We start from the raw sequence: 18,757 nt of genomic DNA, 5'->3' as shown, positions 1-18,757 counted from the left end.
TTCAACGCTCGAAGTCCGGGCCTCCCGCCCCATCTCCTCCCGGGACCGACAGGCCAGGGGCGCGCCGGTCCGGCCAGGATCGCGGACGACCCGAGCCAGCACGCGGAGGATTTCCCAGTGACGCGCATCGCATCCATCGCCCTCGCGGCCAGGACGACGGCCAAGACGGCGGCCCTGACGCTCGTCCTCGCGGGAGCCGCCACCGCCCAGGAGGCGCCGGCCTCGCGCATCGAGGGCGGCGCGTTCAGCGCGCCTACGGCCAAGGGCGCCGGTACGAGCCCCGCCGAGACCGAGGCGCCGAACACGAGCTACAAGCCGCTCCTGCCGAACCAGACCCGTGCGCCCAAGCCCGCCGAGGCCACGCCGGTGGAGGTCGCCACGGTGGTGAAGGGGCTGGCGAGCCCCTGGGCGATGGAGTTCCTGCCCGACGGGCGCATGATCGTCACCGAGAAGGCGGGCAAGATCCGCCTCGTCGCCAAGGACGGCACGGTCGGCCCCGGCGTCGCCGGCGTGCCCAAGGTCGATGCGCGCGGCCAGGGCGGACTGCTCGACATCGCGCTGAGCCCGGGCTTCTCCTCGGACCGCATCATCTTCTTCAGCTATTCGGAGCCGCGCGAGAAGGGCAACGGCACGACGCTCGCCAAGGCCAAGCTCGTCGAGGACGGCAAGGGCGGCGGCAAGCTGGAGGACTTCAAGGTGATCTTCCGGCAGGTGCCCGCCTATGAAGGCGACAAGCATTTCGGCTCGCGCATCGTACCCGCGGGCGACGGCAAGCTCTACCTCACCGTCGGCGAGCGCTCCGACAAGGCGACGCGCGGACAGGCGCAGGACCTCGCCAGCGGGCTCGGCAAGGTCTTCCGCATCGACACGGACGGCAACGCCCCGAAGGACAACCCCTTCGCCGGCAGCGACAAGGCCAAGCCCGAGATCTGGTCCTACGGCCACCGCAACGTCCAGGCCGCGGCTCTCGACGGCCAGGGCCGGCTCTGGGTGGCCGAGCACGGGCCGCGCGGCGGCGACGAGCTGAACCGGCCGCGCCCGGGCCTCAACTACGGCTGGCCGGTGGCGACCTACGGCATCGAGTATTCCGGCGAGAAGATCGGCGACGGCGTCACCCAGGCGGCCGGCACGGTGCAGCCGGTCTATTACTGGGACCCGGTGATCGGCCCCTCCGGCATGGCGCTCTACACGGGCAGCCTGTTCCCGGCCTGGAAGGACGATTTCCTGATCGGCGGCCTCGTCAGCAACGGCATCGTCGCGGTGAAGCTCGACGGGGACAAGGTGGTCACCGAGGAGCGCATCCCCCTGAACGACCGCATCCGCGACGTGCGCGTCGGCTCGGACGGGGCGGTCTACGCCATCACCGACGGGGAGAACGGCAAGATCCTCAAGCTCACGCCGAAGGGCGGCGCGAAGGAAGGCGGCAAGGAGGGCTGACCGGCCCCTACCGGAAGCCGGGTGTCGAGAGGGGTCACCCCTCTCGCGGGTCCAGGGCGGAGCCCTGGAAGATCTCAGGGCTCCGCCCCGACACCCCATCAAAGGGACTTGTCCCTTTGGGATCCCCGGTTCTTCAGATGATCTCTAGGCCGGCTGCTGCGAGCGCGGCGGCGACCTCCGCCGCGCTCAAGGGGCGGATCACCGGTCCCGAGGTCCAGACGAGGCAGGGCCGCACCGCGCGGCCCGGATAGATCCGGGCGAGGAGCGCGGCATAGAGGGCGATCTGCCCGGCCTCGGCCGGCGGCAGCGCATCGCCCTCCGGCGGGCGTCCGGTCTTGAAGTCGCACAGCCACACGGCCTCCGCATCGACCGCGAGACGGTCCACCCGGCCGAGCACCGCGCGCGAGACGCCGTCGACCTGCACCCGGCCCGACAGGCTGACCTCCGCCCGTGCCTCCCGGGCGAAGAGCGGGGCGAGATCGGGCGCCTCGATCACGCCGAGGGCCGCGCGCACGATGCGGGCGCGGGCGGGCTCGGGCAGGCCCGGCGCGCGGGAGCGCACGAAGGCGCGGGCCGCCTCGGCGCGCTTGGGGCCCTCGACCCGGGGCAGGTGCTGCAGCAGCGCGTGGATCAGGATGCCGCGGCGGCGCGCCTCGGCATCGGCCTGTCGCGGCGGGATCAGGCGCTGCCCGTCCGCCGCCTGGAGCGCGCCGGAGGGGCTGAGCGGCGGCGCGGCCTCGGCCTCCGCCGATACGGGCGCGTGCAGCCAGGCCGGCGGCGCCTCGGGGGCGGGCGCCGACAGGGCCTCGGCCGCCACTCCGGCCGCCGGGCCGTCCCCCTCGCGCCACAGGGTCACCGGACCGTAGGCCGTCTCCCGCGCCTCGCCCTCGCCATAGGTGCGCTCGAGCCCGGCGCGGATCATCCGGCACCAGGCCGATTCGGTCTCGGCGTCGCGCCCGCGGAAGGGGGCGACCACGAGGCGGTCGGCGGCCCGCGTCATGGCGACGTAGAGGAGCCGGTTGTGCTCCTCGCGGCCCCGCGCCTGCAACTCGACCCGGGCGGCGGCGAGCGCCGCGCAATCGTGACCGCGGGCGCTCGACCAGACGGGGGGCAGCCCCCCCTCCCCCATCGGCAGGAGCGGCGGATCGTTGCGCCCGAGCGGCTCGCAACCGTCGATCACCACGACGAGGGGCGCCTCCAGGCCCTTGGCGCCGTGCACGGTCATCACGCGGACCTCGTCGCGGCCCGATTCCATGTCGCGCTTGACCGTGTGGCCCTCCGCCGAGCCGTGGTAGCGGGCGAGAAAGCCGCCGAGCGAGGGCGCGTCGTTGCCCTGCTCGGCCTGCGCGGCGGCGCCCAGGAACACGTCGATGGCGTCGCCCGCCTCGCCGCCGAGCCGCGCCACGAGGCGGGCCCGCCCGCCCCGCGGCCCGAGCAGGCTCGCGTAGAAGCCGAAGGGCCCCTCGGCCCCGGCGAGGCGGATCCAGCCGGCCAGCGCGTCGCGCCCGCGGATCGCCGCCGGATCGCCGGCCTCGGCGTGGCGATGAAGCGCGTCCTCCAGGGTCTCGGCGAGGTCGCGGCGGGCGGCGATGCGCACGAGGTCGTCGTCCGAGAGGCCGACGAGGGGCGTCTTCAGCGCCACCGCCAGGGTCAGGTCGTCGGCCGGCAGCAGCCCGGCCCGGCCGACCGCGACGAGATCGGCGACCGCGATGTGGGCGGCGACGTCGAGCCGGTCCTGGCCGGCCACCGGCACGCCGAGGCCCTTCAGCGCCCGGATCACCTCCTCGAAGGCCGCCCCGCGCTTGCGCACCAGGATCAGGATCTCGCCCGGGCGCCAGAGCCGGCCCGACTCGTCGCCGAGCGTGGTCCAGGCCCGCACGGCGCGGGCGATGCGGCGCGCGGTGACGATGGCCGGCGCGCCGGCCTCCGGCGCGTCGACGGGTGCGGCCCAGGCGTCGGGCTCGATCTCCTGCGCCGGCTCGGCGATCGGCCAGAGCTCCACGGCGCCGGGCGCGGCCGGCCGGGCGCTGGTGTGCACGGTCTGCGTGACGTCGTCGTCGAAGGAGAGGCCGCGGTAATGGTCGGGGATGGCGAAGACCGCGTCCACCGCCCGCAGCACCGCCCGGGTCGAGCGGAAGGAGAGCGCCAGTTCCACATCCTCGAAGACGAGGTCGGCGGAGAGGGCCGCACCGCGCCAAGCGAGCCGCGTGGCCGCGAATTCCCGCGGATCGGCCCCCTGGAAGCTGTAGATCGACTGCTTCGGGTCGCCCACGGCGAAGCGGGTGCGGTTGAGGGCGCGGGCGCCCTCGCCGGTGGCGAATTCCGCGGTGATCCGGCGCAGGATCTCCCATTGCTGCGGGTTGGTGTCCTGCGCCTCGTCGATGAGGACGTGGTCGACGCCGCGGTCGAGCTTGTACAGGACCCAGCCCGCACCGACCCGCTGCAGCAGGTCGAGGGTCTTGTGGATCAGGTCGTCGAAATCCAGCGCCCCGAGGCGGGCCTTCTGCGCCTCGACACGGCGATGGATCTCGGCGGCCAGCGTGAACAGGGCCTCGGTGCGGCCGTGGGCGCGGGCGGCGCGCAAGCGGTCGAACAGGGGCACGAGGCGGTCGCGCTCGGCCAGCATGGCGGCGCGGACCTCGTCCGGCACCGCCTTGGTGCCGAGGCTGCGGTCGGCCTTCGGGGTGCCCTTCTCGGTGAAGAAGACCGCGCAGTAGAGATCGAGCGCGCTCTCCGTCTCGCGGGCGGCCTCGGCACCGGCGAGCGCGTCGGCCAGGGCCTCGTCGGTCTTGGCGCCGGTGCGGAGCCGGCCGGCCAGGGCGAGCCGGTCGGGGCCGCCGTCGAGGATCGCCGCGACCACGCTGTCGGCGGTCTCGTCGGCGGCGAGGCCGAGCGCCCGGTGCAGCTTCGCGAACTGCGCCTTGAGGCCGGCGCGGTCGCCGAGCACGGCGCGCGCGGCCATGGCGCCGCGGATCGCGGCGCGGAGCGCGTCGCCCGTTGCCTCGGGCGCCACGCGGTCGAGGGCCTCCTTCAGGGCGGGGTTCCCGGCCACCGCGTCGGCCAGCACGTTGGCGGTCTCGACCTCGAAGGCCTCGCGGGACTGGGTCTCGTCGAGCACCACGAAGCGGGCCGGCACGTTCGCCTCGAAGGGGAACATGTGCAGGAGCCGCTCGCACAGGGCGTGCAGGGTCTCGATCTTGAGGCCGCCCGGCGTCTCCACCGCCCGGGCGAACAGGCGGCGCGCGGCGGCCAGGCGCTCGCGCGAGGCGCGCTCGCCGGTGAGCTGCTCCAGTTCCCGGCCAAGCGCCGCGTCCTCCAGCGTCACCCAGCGCCCGAGGCGCTGGAACACCCGGATCGACATGTTGGCGGCCGCCGCCTTGGTGAAGGTGAGGCAGAGGATGCGCCCCGGCGCCGCCCCGTCGAGCAGGAGGCGCACGACGCGGTCGGTGAGCACCTTGGTCTTGCCGGCCCCGGCATTGGCCGAGACCCAGGCCGAGGCATGCGGATCCGCGGCCCGGCGCTGGTCGGCCTGCGTCTTGGCGTCGACGACGAGGGCTGGAATGGGGGCGAGGGCGTTCATCAGGCCTCCCCCTCGCCCGCGAGCGACCATTCGAGCACGCGCGCGAGGTGGTCGTAGGCGCCGTAGTCGCGGGCGTATTTCGGGTAGGGCCGGGAGACGTAGGCCGCCTCGCCGGTCATGAACCGGGCGACGAGCCCGCGCAGGCGCTCGGCATGCTCGGCCACGATCGCCTCGACGCTGCGGACGTCGCCCCGCGGCGGCTTCACCGGCACCGGGGTGAAGGCCTTCCGGCCGCCGGAGGCGTGCACATAGAGGAGGTCCGGCACCGTGCCCGTGCGGCGGAAGCCCGGGAAGGCGCCCGCCATCAGCATGGCCGCCTCCAGGGTGAGCTGCGGCGAGAAGCCGGCGAAGACCTCTCGGCTCGACGGCGGCGCGCCGGTCTTGAAGTCGACGATGCAGGCGCTGCCGTCGGCGCGGCTCTCGATCCGGTCGGCGCGGGCGCGGAGCGTAAAGGTCTCGCGGCCCATCGGGATCTCCCAGCGCCCGTAGATCTCCGGATGGACCCGCTTGATGCCGGCGCGGCGCTCGGCCTCCCAGGGCATGTAGGCCGCCGCCATGCGCTCGTAGCGCGGCCACCACTCGGCATAGAGCTCGGGATAGGTGTTCTCGATCTCCGAGAAGGCGTTCACCGCGATGTTGGCCAGTTGCTGGACGGCGAGGCCGACATCCGGCAGCGCCTCGGGATAGTGCTCGGTGAAGGCGCTGAAGATGTCGTGCACCATCGAGCCGCGGTCGCTCGCGCCGGGCTGGGCCGCGAGCGGATCGAGCGGGTCGAGCCCGAGCACGTGCCGGGCGAAGATGCTGTAGGGGTCGCGCACCAGCGTCTCGATCTCGGTGACGCTCAGCGAACGCGGGAACAGGGCCGGGTCCGGCCGCGGCTTGGGCTGCGTCAGGCGCGGCTGCGGCGGCAGGGCGTCGATCGCCGCGGCGTAGCCCAGCACGCGCTGCCCGCGATCGAGCGCGCCGCGCCAGCGTGCCTCGCCCACGAAGGCGCGCACGCGCTGCAGCAGGCGCGAGGGCACGGTCGGCGCGCCCTCGCGCTTGGCCGAGCGGGTGATCACCGCGTCGTGGGCGCCGAGACCCTGCACGAAATCGTGCGCCATCTGGCCGATGCGGCGCTCCGGCGGATCGAGCCCGACCCGCCCGCGCATCGGCCGGTTGAGGAAGGCGTCGGTGACGGTCTTGGCCGGCCAGACGCCCTCGTCGAGCCCGCCGAGCACCACCCGGTCCGCCGTGAGGAGGCGCGCCTCCAGGAGGCCGAGGATGCGTAGGCGCGGATGCGGCGCGGCACCTGAACAGGGCACGGTGCGGTCGCGGGCGAGCGCCGTGAAGAAGGCCGGGTAGTCGTCGAAGCGGCCGGGCAGCAGCTCCGGATCGGTCAGCTCGAGATCGTCGAACAGGGCGTCGAGGCAGGCGAGCGAGGCGTCGGCGGGCGCCTCCTCAGGATCGCCCTCCTCGGATCCACCGACGAGCCAGTCGACGGTGGCGCGGTGGCGGCCGGCCACCGCCACGAGGTTGCAATCGCCCTCCTCCCCTGCCCCGGGAAACTCCGCGAAGGCGATCTCCAGCCGGTCGAGCAGGCCGGCGGCGAGGTCCCAATCGATATCCTTGAGGCGGCGTTTCGCCCGGGGCTGGCGTTCGGGCGGGGCGGCGCGCTGCTCGGCCAGAGCCGCCCGGATCCCATCGAAGCCGGGCCGGGGAGCGAGCCCGCGCAGCACCCCGATCTCCAGGGCGGCGGCTCCGCGCACCACGTCGCTGCGGGGCAGGCCGAGCCGGACGAGGGGGTGCGAGAGCAGCGCGATGAGCCGGGCGGGGATGGCGTCGCCCTGCTGGCGGATCAGGTCGGCGGCGAGTTCCGCCGCAAGTCGGGCGAGGCGGCCGGCGGAGCTTTGCGCCAGCGCGGTGCCGGCGCTGTCCTCGGCGACGATGCCCCAGCGGGCGAGTTCCGCGGCGACGCGGGCCGCCAGCCCCCGGTCCGGCGTGACGAGCGCCGCGGTGGCGCCGGGCCGCTCCAGCACTTCGCGGAGCGCGATCGCGGCAGCCAGCGCCTCCTCGCGCTCGTCGGCCGCCTCGACCACGGCGAGACCGTCGAGCCCGAGCGCGGCGATGCGGTCGCGCTCGGGCCCGTCGAGCCGAGCCCAGGCATCGGTGGTCTCGGCCGGGCGCAGGGCCTGCGAGAGCAGTTTTGCGCGCGCAGCGGCATGCATGTCGGATGCACCGAGTTCGGTGACCGCCTCGCGCTTCAGGTTGAGGTTTCCCGACCCGAGCAGGCGGTGCAGCACGGCCTGCGGGTGGCCATGCGCGATCTCGCGCTCGAACAGGTCTCCGGTCTCGATGGCGTCCCAACCCGCCGCGTCGAGATCGCTGTCGAGGCCGGGCAGCACCACGGCGCCGCGGGGCAGGCCCGCCACCGCGGCGATGAGCGTGGCGGTGGCCGGCACCGAGCCGGTCGAGCCCGCCACCACCACCGGATCCGCGGGCCGCTCACGGGCGAGGCGGCGGGCCTCGGCAAGGATCAGGCTGCGGGCGCGCGAGACCGGGTCGCTCAAGGACCGCTCGGTGAGGATGCCGGGCCAGTTCTCGGCGGCGATGCGCACGAAATCGAGGGTAAGGCCGAAATAGCGGGAATATTCCGCCTCGACGGCGCTGCCGATCTCCGACCAGGGCAGGCCCTCGACGGTGAGCGCGTCCATCAGCCCTTCGAGATCGGCCGCGAGCCCGACCGCGTCGGCGGGCGAGGAGGGCACGAGGAAGGGCACCTCGGCATCGAGCGGCAGCAGCTTGCGGTCGACGGTCGCCGCCCAGGCCTGGACGAGACGGGCCAGGATCAGGCGCCGCTCCAGCGGCGGCATCGGCGCGCTGAAGGGGTCCGGCCCGTTCTCCAGGAGTGGCTCGGCGGCGAGGTCGAGCTCGGCCTCGTCCGCCTCGCCGAGCGGCACCATGCGCGGCAGGAGCGCCGCCGGGCCAAGACGCTCTGCGAGCAGCGCGCCGAGCGCCCGGGCAGCCCGCCGCGTCGGCAGGAACAGGGTGACGCCCGCGAGCGCCAGCGGATCGGCGCCGAGATCGCCGACGAGGCGCCCGTCGAGCAGCGCGTCGGCGAGCGTCGGCAGGAACGGGGCGCCGCGACCGATGGTGAAGAGGTGGGATTCGGACATGGTGGAGCTTGGCGATCTCGTCGGCCCGTACCGAACCCGGATCAGGCTTCTCGATGCCGGATCCCTATTCTAAGCGTTCCCCGTCCGTTCCACAACGCGGTGCAGCGCTCACGGCTGCTGCGCGCTCGCCTTCACCCGCTCCTCGGCGGCCCGGATCGCCTCGGGGGTGCCGACATGGAGCCATTGGCCGTCGAGGCGCAGGCCGTGGAGGCGATTCCGCGCGATCGCCCGGTCGAACAGGAGGTTGAGGGAGAAGGCGCCCTCCGGCGTGTCGGCGAACAGATCCGGCTTCAGGATCGCGACGCCCGCGTAGATGAAGGGCGCCACCGCCCGCTCGCCGCGGCGCTCCAGGCGGCCCTCCGGATCCATCACGAAATCGCCCGCGCCCTCGTAGCCGAGGCTCGTCGCGGTGGGGGCGACGAGGAGCAGGATGTCCATGGCCTCCGCATCCCAGCCCTCGATCAGGCGGGCGAGGTTGGGCGTCGGGCCTTCGAGCCAGAACGAATCCGAGTTCAGCACCACGAAGGGGGCCTCGCCGAGGAGGCCGAGGGCTTTCCTCACCCCGCCGCCGGTCTCGAGCAGCGCGTCGCGCTCGTCCGAGACCTGTGTCGCGGGCTCGCCGGTCCGGGCGGCGAGATGCGCCTCGATCTGGTCGGCGAGGTAGTGGACGTTGACCACCGCAGTCCCGATGCCGACCTCCGCCACCCGGTCGAGGGCATGGTCGAGCAACGCCTTGCCGGCGACGGCGACGAGGGGCTTCGGGCGCGTATCCGTCACCGGCCGCATGCGCTTGCCGAGGCCCGCCGCGAGGACGAGGGCGCGGGTGATGGTGGGCTCGCTCATGCTGGCAGGCTCGGTCGATGGGCGTCGATGGGGCGGGCTCAGGGCGGGGGCGCAGCGGCGACGAGGCCCGGCAGGTGGCGCTCGTGCCAGGCGCGCAAGGCGCCGAGCGCCGGATGCTCGAGGTTGCGCGCCAGATAGCCCTCGATGCGCGGCAGGTGGGCGAGGTAGCCCGGCTTGCCGTCGCGCCGGTCGAGGCGGGCGAAGATGCCGAGGATCTTGGTGGCGCGCTGCGCGGCGAGCACGGCGTAGGCGGTGGCGAAGGCGCCGACGTCGAAGCCGGGCTCGCGGGCCCGGCGCTCGCGGGCGTAGAGGCCGAGCAGCCGCAGCTCGAACTCGGCGCTCGCGTCGACGCGGGCGTCCTGCAGCAGCGAGGCGACGTCGTAGGCCGGGTGGCCGAGCACCGCGTCCTGGAAGTCGATCAGGCCGACGCGCTCCAGCCCCTCGCGGCTCGGCAGCCAGATCAGGTTCGGCGAGTGGTAGTCGCGCAGGGTCCAGGTCGGGCGCGCGGGGATTGCGGCCTCCAGGGCCTGCGACCAGAGGTCGAGGAACTCGGCCCGCGCCTCGGGCGGGAGCGTGACGCCGCGGATGGCCGGCGCGTACCATTCCGGCATCAGCTCGGTCTCGAAGAGCAGGGCCTCGCGGTCGTAGGTGGGAATGCGATGCTCGATCCCGGCCGCCACCGGCAGCACGGCGGGCAGCTCGGTGGCGTGGAGCTTGGCCAGAAGCCGCGTCGCCTCGGCATAGCGCTCGGGCCGCGGGGCGCCGCCCTCGACCACGGGCTCGGAGCCGAGATCCTCCAGGATGAGCAGGCCCTCGTCGAGGTCCTCGCCGTAGATGCGCGGGGCCGAGAAGCCCAGCGCCCGCAGGGCCCGGTCCATGGCCACGAAGGCGTGCACGCTCTCGGCGAGCTTGACGATGGCGCTGTAGGGCTTGCCGTCGCGCACCGGCGGGCCGTCGGCCCGCGGCGGCGAGATCATCAGGACGGCGCTGGTGCCGTCGGGATTCGTCAGGCGCTGGTAGGCGCGCGAGGAGGCATCGCCCTGCATGTGGGCGCGCTCGGCGAGGTCCCAGCCGGCGCGCACGAGCAGGCCGCGCACCGCCCGCGCCCGCGCGATGCGCGCGCGCATGCCGCCGGTGCCGTCGATCCGGGCGAAGCGCGAGCCCTCGCCGAATTCGGGCCGCAGCGACAGGTCGACGGTGAGAACCGGCCCGTCACGGGGCGGAAGCTGCTCCGGCCACTCGACCAGGGTGATGGCGTTCTCGGTGATCTCGTCGAAGCCGAGCTCGATCAGCTCATCCGCGCTGCGCAGGCGGTAGAGGTCGGCATGGACGATGGCGCGCCCGTCGCGCCCCGCATAGGGCTGGATCAGGGTGAAGGTCGGGCTCGGCACTTCGAGGCCGGGATCGCCCGTGAGTTCCCGGATGACGGCGCGGGCGAGCGTGGTCTTGCCGCCGCCGAGGCCGCCGGACAGGGCGACCACGTCGCCCGGCAGCAGGAACTCGGCGAGGAACAGCCCGAGATCCTCGGTGGCGCCCTCCTCGGGCAGCACGATCTCCCAGGGCTTCGGCGCGTCGTGAGCCGGCTCGGATGCCGCGTGCGTATCCGGATCGTGCTGGTCCAAATCCGCTTCCTCCGCGCCGCGCGTGCCGTCCTGGGACCGGCCTCGCCCCTGCCGCTCCCCGAAGCGCAGGCGATCGGACCAAGCGATCGGACTCTGCGCGCGAGGCCACAATCGAAGTGTCTCTAGCGAAGGATCGTTAACCGATCATCGCGCCGTGACGAAGCGCCGGACCGTCGCCGGAGCGGCAGCACCGTCCCGGCACGCAGCTTGACAGTCGGCTCCGTCCCGGGGAGCAGTCGCGGCTCCCTCACGGAGAACGTCCCGATGGATGCCCTGTTCGCGCGGCTCGGTCCCTATGCGCCCTATACCCTGGCGCTGCTGCGGATCATGAGCGGCCTGCTCTTCCTGGCGCACGGCTCGCAGAAGCTCCTCGGCTTCCCGCCGCGCGCGAACCCGGCGCCGCCGCTGCTGTCGCTGTTCGGCATCGGCGGCGTGATCGAGCTGGTCGGCGGCGCGCTGATCGTGCTCGGCCTGTTCACGCGGCCCGTCGCCTTCCTGCTCGCGGGCGAGATGGCCTTCGCCTATTTCCTGTTCCACGCGCCCAAGAACGTCTATCCGGCCCTGAACGGGGGCGATGCGGCGATCCTGTTCTGCTTCATCTTCCTCCACCTCGTCGCGGCCGGCCCGGGCGCCCTCAGCCTCGATGCCATGCGCCGGCGGATCTGAGGCCGCGACCTCTCGACGGGGCCGCCCGCGCTGACGTAGAAGCGCCCCGTTTGCGTACAGGCCGGAATCACGTGTCCGGCGACGAGGAGGTGGCTCGATGCCGGACACGCCGTTTCGCCGCGTCCTCGTGAAGCTGTCCGGAGAGGCGCTCGCCGCCCCGGACGGCTACTGGCTGCACCCGCCGACGCTGGCCGGCCTCGCCGAGGACATCGCCCGCACCATCGCCGCCGGCATCGAGGTCGCCCTCGTGGTCGGCGGCGGCAACATGATCCGCGGGGCGCGCATCTCGCAGGCCGGCTTCATCGACCGGGCCACCGGCGATTCGCTCGGCATGATGGCCACCGTGATGAACTCCCTGGCACTGGAGACGGCGCTCAACGCCGCGGGCGTGCAGGCGCGCACCATGTCGGCGGTCTCGATGCCGACGATCTGCGAGACCTTCGCGCGCCAGCCCGCCCTCCACCACCTCGACAAGGGCCAGGTGGTGGTGCTCGCGGGCGGCACCGGCAACCCCTACTTCACCACCGACACGGCCGCCGTGTTGCGCGCGGCGGAGCTGCGCTGCGACGCCGTGCTGAAGGCGACGCAGGTCGACGGCGTCTACACCGCCGATCCGAAGACGGATCCGTCCGCGACGCGCTACGACCGCATCACCCACGACGAGGCGATCGCCCGCGACCTCAAGGTGATGGACACGGCCGCCTTCGCGCTCGCCCGCGAGAGCCGGCTCTCGATCGTGGTCGGCTCGGTGCACGCGCCGAGCTCGATCACCGCGATCCTCACGGGCGACGCGCCCTGCACGCACGTGGTGCCCTGACGCGCGCATCCGTTTGCGGGCGATCCGGTTTTCGTTCATTGAAGCGCCGACCCGCCCGGGCCCTCGGGGCGCGGGCCTGAATGCCAGCGAACGCGTCGGGATTTGACGAGATGGCCACACCGGACTTCGACCTCAACGACATCAAGCGCCGCATGCAGGGCGCGGTGGCCTCGCTCTCCAAGGATCTGGGGTCGCTGCGCACCGGCCGCGCCAGCCCGAGCCTCGTCGACCCGATCCAGGTCGACGCCTACGGCGCGATGATGCCGATGGCCCAGGTCGCCACCGTGAGCGTGCCGGAGCCGCGCCTGCTCTCGATCTCGGTCTGGGACCGCAGCATGGTCACGGCCGTCGAGAAGGCGATCCGCGAATCCGATCTCGGCCTCAACCCGCAGACGGAAGGCCAGACCATCCGGCTGCGCATCCCCGAGATGAACGAGCAGCGCCGCAAGGAGATGGTCAAGGTCGCCCACAAATACGCGGAGGAGTCGCGCGTCGCCGTGCGGCACGTGCGCCGCGACGGGCTCGACCACCTCAAGAAGCTCCTGAAGGACAGCGCCATCTCCGAGGACGACGAGAAGCGCCAGGCTGGCGACGTGCAGAAGGCCACCGACCAGTTCATCGCCGAGATCGACGGCGTGCTCTCCACCAAGGAGAAGGAGATCATGCAGGTCTGACGCGGACAGGCGCGTCGGGGGCGCTGGGCGATGGCAGGAGAGGCGGCACCGCCGCGCAAGGCCTTCGGCGGGCGGGAATTCTCCCTGCGCGTCCTCTCGGGGATCGTGCTCGCCGCCCTCGTGGTCGCGGGCCTCGCCCTCGGCGGCTGGCCCTTCGCGGCGATCTGGCTCGCGGCGGCGATCGTCGGCGCGGGCGAGTGGATCGGCATGAGCCGCACGGAGCCCCGGCACGTCCTCATCGGGATCGTCGCGCTCACCCTGGCGGCCCTCGTCGTCTGCCTGGAACAGGCGCTGCCCTTCGCCTGGGGCGCGGGGATCCTCGCCCTCGGCAGCCTCCTCTGCCTCGCCGTCGCGCGGACCGGTCCCGGCCGCCTGCGCGCGCTCGGGGCGCTCCTTGGCGGGGCGGTCATCGCCCTGGTGCCCCCGGCTTTGCGCGACGCACCGGAGATCGGCATCCTCGGCCCCGCCTGGATGTTCGCCGTGGTCTGGTCGACGGACATCGTCGCCTACTTCACCGGCCGCACCTTCGGCGGCCCGAAGCTGATGCCCGCGGTCTCGCCGAAGAAGACCTGGTCCGGAGCCCTCGGCGGCCTCGCCGGGGCGGTGCTGGCCGGCACGGCGCTCGTGGCGCTCGCCCGTGCGCAGGGGTGGAGCCCGCTCGCGGAGACGAGCCTCGCCCTAGTGGCCCTCGTCAGCGCCGCCGCCTCCGTGCTCAGCCAGGCGGGCGACCTCCTCGAATCCGCCCTGAAGCGGCATTACGGCGTCAAGGATTCCGGCCGGTCGATTCCCGGCCATGGCGGCGTGATGGACCGCCTCGACGGATTTTTCGCGGTGGCCCTGCTCGCCGGCCTGTATCTGGTCGCGCAGAGGCTCGCCGCCTGAAGGAGTTTTGCCCGTGACCCTCACCGTCACCGTCCTCGGCGCGACCGGCTCGATCGGCCGCTCGACCACCGACCTCCTCACCCAGCATGCGGGCCGCTTCCGGGTGGGCGCGCTGGTGGGTGGGCGCGATGCGCAAGGCTTGGCCAAGCTCGCCCGCGAGATGGGCGCCGAATTCGCGGCGCTCGCCGACGAATCCGCCGGCCCGGCGCTGGCCGAGGCGCTCAGCGGCTCCGGCATCCCGAACGGAGCCGGCGAAGCGGCCGTCCTGGAGGCGGTGGCGCGGGAGGCCGACATCGTCGTGGCGGCGGTGAGCGGTGCGGCGGGCCTCAAGCCGACGCATGCGGCACTCCGCCTCGGCCGCACCGTGGCGCTCGCCAACAAGGAGAGCCTGGTCTGCGCGGGCGACGCCTTCATGCGCGACGCCGCGCGCTACAACGCCAGGCTCCTGCCCGTCGATTCCGAGCACAACGCGCTGGCCCAGGCGCTCGGGCATGGCCCGGTCTCGGATGTCGCCAAGATGACGATCACGGCCTCGGGCGGCCCGTTCCGCACCTGGACGCGCGAGCGCATCGCCGCGGCTTCGGCGACGGAGGCCGCCGCCCACCCGACCTGGTCGATGGGCATGAAGATCAACATCGATTCGGCCTCCCTGATGAACAAGGGGCTGGAGCTGATCGAGGCGCACCACCTGTTCGGCCTGGAGCCGGAGCGGCTCGACGTGATCGTGCACCCGCAATCGATCGTGCACGGGCTCGTCTACTGGCTCGACGGCGCGGTCACCGCCGGCCTCGCCATGCCCGACATGCGCGTGCCGATCGCCCATTGCCTCGGGCTCGGCGAGCGCCTCACCATCGCCCGCGGCCGGTCCCTCGACCTCGCGGCCGCCGGCAGCCTCACCTTCGAGCCGGCCGACGAGGCGCGCTTCCCCTGCCTGCGGATCGCCCGCGCGGCGCTGAAGGACGGCGGCGCGGCGCCGACGGTGATGAATGCGGCCAACGAGATCGCGGTGGCGGCCTTCATCCGCGGCGAGATCGCCTTCTACGGCATCGCCGACCTCGTGGAGAGCGCCTGCACGCATTTCGCAGGGATCCACCGCACCGCGCCGGCGGACGTCGACGAGGCGCTCGCCATCGACGCGGAGGTGCGGGCCTGGTCCGAGGCGGCCCTCCCGCGCCTGCGCGCCGCGGGCTGACGCGCGCTCCCCCTCTCCCCGCATGCGGGGAGAGGCCTGCCTGCACCTCGTCGTGCAGGCAGGAAGCGAAGGCGTCGGCCGAAGCGGCGGTGAGGGGGCGGCTCCGGGCACGGCTCTGTCGGAACCGCCCCCTCACCTTCGCCTACCGGCTCGCTTTGCCGACGACGAGGTCGGCAAAGCCCTCTCCCCGCTCGCGGGGAGAGGGGATGCGCATGACCGGAACGACCAACCGGAACCCCCATGATCCGCCTCGACAAGATCACCAAGCAGAACGGACGGCAGCTCGTCTTCATCGAGGCCTCGGCCGCGCTCCAGCGGGGCGAGAAGGCCGGGCTCGTCGGGCCGAACGGGGCCGGCAAGACCACCCTGTTCCGGATGATCACCGGCGAGGAGCAGCCCGACGAGGGTCAGGTCGCGCAGGATCGCGGCATCACCATCGGCTATTTCAGCCAGGATGTCGGCGAGATGTCCGGCCGCAGCGTGGTGGCCGAGGTGATGGACGGGGCGGGCCCCGTCAGCGCGGTCGCGGCCGAGCTGAAGGAACTGGAGCTGGCGCTCGCCGATCCCGACCGGATGGACGAGATGGAGGCCCTGGTCGAGCGCTACGGCGACGTGCAGGGCCGCTTCGAGGAACTCGGCGGCTACGGCCTGGAGGCCCGCGCCTACGAGGTGCTGGCTGGTCTGGGCTTCAGCCAGGAGATGATGGACGGCGATGTCGGCCGCCTCTCCGGCGGCTGGAAGATGCGCGTGGCGCTGGCCCGCATCCTGCTGATGCGCCCCGACGTGATGCTGCTCGACGAGCCGAGCAACCACCTCGACATCGAGAGCCTGATCTGGCTCGAGAGCTTCCTCAAGGGCTATGACGGCGCCCTCCTGATGACCTCGCACGACCGCGAGTTCATGAACCGCATCGTCTCGAAGATCGTCGAGATCGATGCCGGCCAGCTCACCACCTTCTCCGGCGACTACGCCTTCTACGAGCAGCAGCGCGCGCAGAACGCGGCGCAGCAGCAGGCGCAGTTCGAGCGCCAGCAGGCCATGCTCGCCAAGGAGATCGCCTTCATCGAGCGCTTCAAGGCGCGCGCCTCCCACGCTGCCCAGGTGCAGAGCCGGGTGAAGAAGCTCGACAAGATCGAGCGCGTGGAGCCGCCGCGCCGCCGCCAGTCGGTCGCCTTCGAGTTCCAGCCCGCGCCCCGCTCCGGCGAGGAGGTCGCGACGCTGAAGGGCGTGCACAAGCGCTACGGCAGCCGGACCATCTACGAGGGCCTCGACTTCGCGGTGCGCCGCAAGGAGCGCTGGTGCGTGATGGGCATCAACGGTGCCGGCAAGTCGACGCTCCTCAAGCTCGTCACCGGCTCGGCCGAGCCCGATTCCGGCAGCGTCGCGGTCGGCGCCAACGTGAAGCTCGGCTACTTCGCCCAGCACGCCATGGACCTGCTCGACGGCGACCAGACCATCTTCGAGATGCTGGAGGAGACCTTCCCGCAGGCCGGCCAGGGTTCGCTGCGGGCGCTCGCCGGCTGCTTCGGCTTCTCGGGCGACGACGTGGAGAAGCGCTGCCGCGTGCTCTCGGGCGGCGAGAAGGCCCGCCTCGTGATGGCCCGGATGCTCTACGATCCGCCGAACTTCCTCGTGCTCGACGAGCCGACCAACCACCTCGACATGGCGACCAAGGAGATGCTGATCACGGCGCTCTCCGGCTTCGAGGGCACCATGCTGTTCGTGAGCCACGATCGCCACTTCCTGGCCGCGCTCTCGAACCGCACCCTGGAGCTGACGCCCGACGGCGTCCACGCCTATGGCGGCGGCTACACGGAATACGTCGCCCGCACCGGCCAGGAGGCGCCGGGCCTGCGGAGCTGAAGCTCTTCAGGCCGCCGGCCCGTAGCCGGCGAAGAACACCCGCACCGCCTCGGTGACGCGGTGCCGGATCTCGGCCTCGCCGGGCGCCTCGCCCGCGTTGAACAGCAGGCGGGTCAGCATGCCCGCCTGGCAGAGATGCAGGAAGTGGCGGGCGGCGAGCTCCGTATCGGCGGCGCGCAACCGCCCGGCCGCCACCTGCGCGTCGAGATAGGCCTTGAGCCGGCCGGTGCCGCAGGCGGGGCCGGCCTCGTAGAAGGCCTGCCCGAAGCGCGGGAACTTCTCGCAGGCGCCGATCACCATGCGGATGATCGAGACGTGCTCGGGCCGCGACATCATGATGAGGTAGCTGAGACCGAGGCGCGTCAACACCGCCGGCACGTCGGGATCGGCCTCGTCGAGGCTGAACAGGGCCTCGGCGAGCCCGCTCTTCGCTTCGATGGTGAGCGCCTCGAACAGGGCCTCCTTGCTGTCGAAATAGACGTAGAGCGTGCCCTTCGAGACGCCGGCCGCCTTGGCGATCTCGCCCATGCTGGCCCCGTCGAAGCCTGAGGCCATGAAGACCTGGCGCGCGCCCTCCAGGATCTGGCGGCGCTTGTCGCCCTCCCCCGCTTGCCCGCGCTCCGGCGCTGCCGTCCCTGACATCTCGATCACCCTGATTGACCGAACCGTTCGGTCAATGCTATGTACCGCTTCGACCCCAGGGCCGTCAACACGACCCACCTGTTGACCGAACGGTTCGGTCAATCGTGGCAGGGAAGAGATCCAGGGACGAGATCCATGTCGCTTCGCGAGGATGCCGGACGCACGGACGGCGCGGTCGAGACCGTCGAGGACCCGCGCGAGGATGCGCGCGCCGAGGGCCCGGCCGCTTCGCGCCTGCCCGCCGCGGTCGAGCCGGCTCCGCCCCCCGTCGTTCCGGCCCCGAAACGCCGCCGCCCGCTGCGCCGCGCCATCCTGCTGCTGCTGCTCGGCGGCCTCGCCGGCGGGGGCGGCTATGCCGGCTGGCAATGGTGGAATGTCGGGCGCTTCTTCGTGAGCACCGACGACGCCTACGTGCAGGCCGACATCTCGGTGCTGGCCGCCAAGGTCTCGGGCTATCTCGACGCCGTGCCGGTGGTGAACGGGCAGGCCGTGAAGAAGGGCGCGGTGATCGCCAAGCTCGACGACGGCGATTACCGCCTCGCCCTCAAGGCCGCCGAGGACAAGCTCGCCACGCAGGTGAGCACGATCAGCCGCATCGGCCGGCAGGCCGAGGCCGCGCAGGCGCAGGTCGCCCAGGCCGTGGCGCAGGTGGACGCGGTCCGGGCCGACGCCGTGCGCGCGGCGGCCGACTATGCCCGCGCCACGCAGATGCAGGCGGACTACGTCGCCAAATCCCGCATCGACCAGGCCAAGGCCGACCGCGACCGAACCGAGGCCTCGGTGAAGTCGGCCGAGGCCGCGCTTCTCGCCGCCAAGGCCAATGTCGCGGTCCTGGAGGCCCAGAAGCGCGAGGCCGAGAACCTCGCCGCGGAGCTGCGCACCGCCGCCGACCGGGCGCGGCGCGACCTCGACTTCACGGTGGTCCGCGCGCCCTTCGACGGCGTCGTCGGCAACAAGGCGGTGGAGGCCGGCGCCTACGTCTCGCCCGGCTCGCGGATCGCGGCCCTGGTTCCGCTCCAGAGCGTGCGGATCGATGCGAACTTCAAGGAGACGCAGCTCGCCCGCATGCGCCCCGGCCAGGAGGTCCACATCCATGTGGACGCCTATCCGGACCGCGACATCGTCGGCACGGTGGAATCGCTCTCGCCGGCCTCGGGCTCGGTCTTCAGCCTGCTGCCGCCCGACAACGCCACCGGCAACTTCACCAAGATCGTGCAGCGCCTGCCCGTGCGCGTCCACGTCCCCGAGGATGTCGCCCGCGAGGGCCTGCTCCGCCCCGGCCTGTCGGTGGTCGTGAAGGTCGATACCCGCGAGGGCACCGAGGCCCCCGTCCAGAAGCTCGCCGCGCAGCACTGAGAGCCGGCCGAACCGCATCGTTCATCCC

At 72.9% G+C, this 18,757-nt stretch carries 13 protein-coding genes; 8 read left to right on the top strand and 5 right to left on the bottom strand.

The window, feature by feature from the left end; all coding sequences use genetic code 11:
- Positions 1-117 precede the first annotated feature (117 nt).
- Positions 118-1,437 carry a PQQ-dependent sugar dehydrogenase gene (locus tag MTDSW087_RS07805; RefSeq protein ID WP_373322027.1) on the top strand — a complete coding sequence of 440 codons (1,320 nt, stop codon included), beginning with the start codon at positions 118-120 and terminating at the stop codon, positions 1,435-1,437.
- Between the two features lie 133 nt (positions 1,438-1,570).
- On the opposite strand, the gene addA is transcribed toward MTDSW087_RS07805, so the two are convergent.
- From addA to tsaE, 4 genes are all read right to left on the bottom strand, one after another.
- Entirely contained in the window at positions 1,571-5,017 is a 3,447-nt protein-coding gene (gene addA, locus MTDSW087_RS07800) for a double-strand break repair helicase AddA (protein WP_186383773.1), read from the bottom strand.
- Complete coding sequence (addB, locus tag MTDSW087_RS07795; RefSeq protein WP_144762603.1) at positions 5,017-8,172, bottom strand: double-strand break repair protein AddB; 3,156 nt, start codon at positions 8,170-8,172, stop codon at positions 5,017-5,019. The genes addA and addB overlap by 1 nt, the downstream gene beginning before the upstream one ends.
- 108 nt (positions 8,173-8,280) lie before the next feature.
- Positions 8,281-9,015, bottom strand: a complete 735-nt coding sequence (locus MTDSW087_RS07790) for a nucleotidyltransferase family protein (protein ID WP_144762600.1) — start codon at positions 9,013-9,015, stop codon at positions 8,281-8,283.
- A 38-nt stretch (positions 9,016-9,053) separates the two neighbouring features.
- On the bottom strand, positions 9,054-10,637 hold the full coding sequence (gene tsaE, locus MTDSW087_RS07785) for a tRNA (adenosine(37)-N6)-threonylcarbamoyltransferase complex ATPase subunit type 1 TsaE (protein WP_144762597.1): 1,584 nt from the start codon (positions 10,635-10,637) through the stop codon (positions 9,054-9,056).
- Positions 10,638-10,901: 264 nt separating this feature from the next.
- Here tsaE and MTDSW087_RS07780 point away from each other — a divergent pair, with 264 nt between their 5' ends.
- The 6 genes from MTDSW087_RS07780 (at position 10,902) to MTDSW087_RS07750 (ending at position 16,731) form a co-directional block, all read left to right on the top strand.
- Positions 10,902-11,303, top strand: coding sequence for a DoxX family protein (locus tag MTDSW087_RS07780; protein WP_144762594.1), 402 nt, complete (start codon positions 10,902-10,904; stop codon positions 11,301-11,303).
- 97 nt (positions 11,304-11,400) lie between these two features.
- Positions 11,401-12,120 (top strand): UMP kinase, encoded by a 720-nt coding sequence (gene pyrH, locus MTDSW087_RS07775; protein WP_144762591.1) that lies wholly within the window; start codon positions 11,401-11,403, stop codon positions 12,118-12,120.
- Between the two features lie 110 nt (positions 12,121-12,230).
- Entirely contained in the window at positions 12,231-12,794 is a 564-nt protein-coding gene (frr, locus tag MTDSW087_RS07770) for a ribosome recycling factor (RefSeq protein WP_144762589.1), read from the top strand.
- 30 nt (positions 12,795-12,824) lie between these two features.
- Positions 12,825-13,676, top strand: a complete 852-nt coding sequence (locus MTDSW087_RS07765; protein ID WP_144762586.1) for a phosphatidate cytidylyltransferase — start codon at positions 12,825-12,827, stop codon at positions 13,674-13,676.
- Positions 13,677-13,689: 13 nt separating this feature from the next.
- Positions 13,690-14,868 (top strand): 1-deoxy-D-xylulose-5-phosphate reductoisomerase, encoded by a 1,179-nt coding sequence (dxr, locus tag MTDSW087_RS07760; protein WP_144762584.1) that lies wholly within the window; start codon positions 13,690-13,692, stop codon positions 14,866-14,868.
- A gap of 240 nt (positions 14,869-15,108) precedes the next feature.
- Positions 15,109-16,731, top strand: coding sequence for an ABC-F family ATP-binding cassette domain-containing protein (locus tag MTDSW087_RS07750; protein WP_144762578.1), 1,623 nt, complete (start codon positions 15,109-15,111; stop codon positions 16,729-16,731).
- Positions 16,732-16,737: 6 nt separating this feature from the next.
- On the opposite strand, the gene MTDSW087_RS07745 is transcribed toward MTDSW087_RS07750, so the two are convergent.
- Positions 16,738-17,373, bottom strand: a complete 636-nt coding sequence (locus tag MTDSW087_RS07745) for a TetR/AcrR family transcriptional regulator (RefSeq protein WP_144762575.1) — start codon at positions 17,371-17,373, stop codon at positions 16,738-16,740.
- Positions 17,374-17,508: 135 nt separating this feature from the next.
- Between MTDSW087_RS07745 and MTDSW087_RS07740 the strand changes: the two genes are divergently transcribed.
- On the top strand, positions 17,509-18,729 hold the full coding sequence (locus MTDSW087_RS07740) for an HlyD family secretion protein (protein WP_144762572.1): 1,221 nt from the start codon (positions 17,509-17,511) through the stop codon (positions 18,727-18,729).
- Positions 18,730-18,757 lie beyond the last annotated feature (28 nt).

Origin of the sequence: Methylobacterium dankookense (assembly GCF_902141855.1) — a bacterium.
In the GTDB taxonomy this organism is placed as follows: Bacteria; Pseudomonadota; Alphaproteobacteria; order Rhizobiales; family Beijerinckiaceae; genus Methylobacterium; species Methylobacterium dankookense.
Note: the sequence above shows the minus strand (reverse complement) of the source record. Positions and strands in the feature narration are given on the sequence as shown.

Bases quoted from the DNA above. Each gene is read 5' to 3' on its own strand.
- addA (WP_186383773.1), bottom strand. From the start codon at position 5,017: ATGAACGCCCTCGCCCCCATTCCAGCCCTCGTCGTCGACGCCAAGACG.
- addB (WP_144762603.1), bottom strand. From the start codon at position 8,172: ATGTCCGAATCCCACCTCTTCACCATCGGTCGCGGCGCCCCGTTCCTG.
- MTDSW087_RS07790 (WP_144762600.1), bottom strand. From the start codon at position 9,015: ATGAGCGAGCCCACCATCACCCGCGCCCTCGTCCTCGCGGCGGGCCTC.
- MTDSW087_RS07780 (WP_144762594.1), top strand. From the start codon at position 10,902: ATGGATGCCCTGTTCGCGCGGCTCGGTCCCTATGCGCCCTATACCCTG.
- pyrH (WP_144762591.1), top strand. From the start codon at position 11,401: ATGCCGGACACGCCGTTTCGCCGCGTCCTCGTGAAGCTGTCCGGAGAG.
- frr (WP_144762589.1), top strand. From the start codon at position 12,231: ATGGCCACACCGGACTTCGACCTCAACGACATCAAGCGCCGCATGCAG.
- MTDSW087_RS07765 (WP_144762586.1), top strand. From the start codon at position 12,825: ATGGCAGGAGAGGCGGCACCGCCGCGCAAGGCCTTCGGCGGGCGGGAA.
- MTDSW087_RS07750 (WP_144762578.1), top strand. From the start codon at position 15,109: ATGATCCGCCTCGACAAGATCACCAAGCAGAACGGACGGCAGCTCGTC.
- MTDSW087_RS07745 (WP_144762575.1), bottom strand. From the start codon at position 17,373: ATGTCAGGGACGGCAGCGCCGGAGCGCGGGCAAGCGGGGGAGGGCGAC.
- MTDSW087_RS07740 (WP_144762572.1), top strand. From the start codon at position 17,509: ATGTCGCTTCGCGAGGATGCCGGACGCACGGACGGCGCGGTCGAGACC.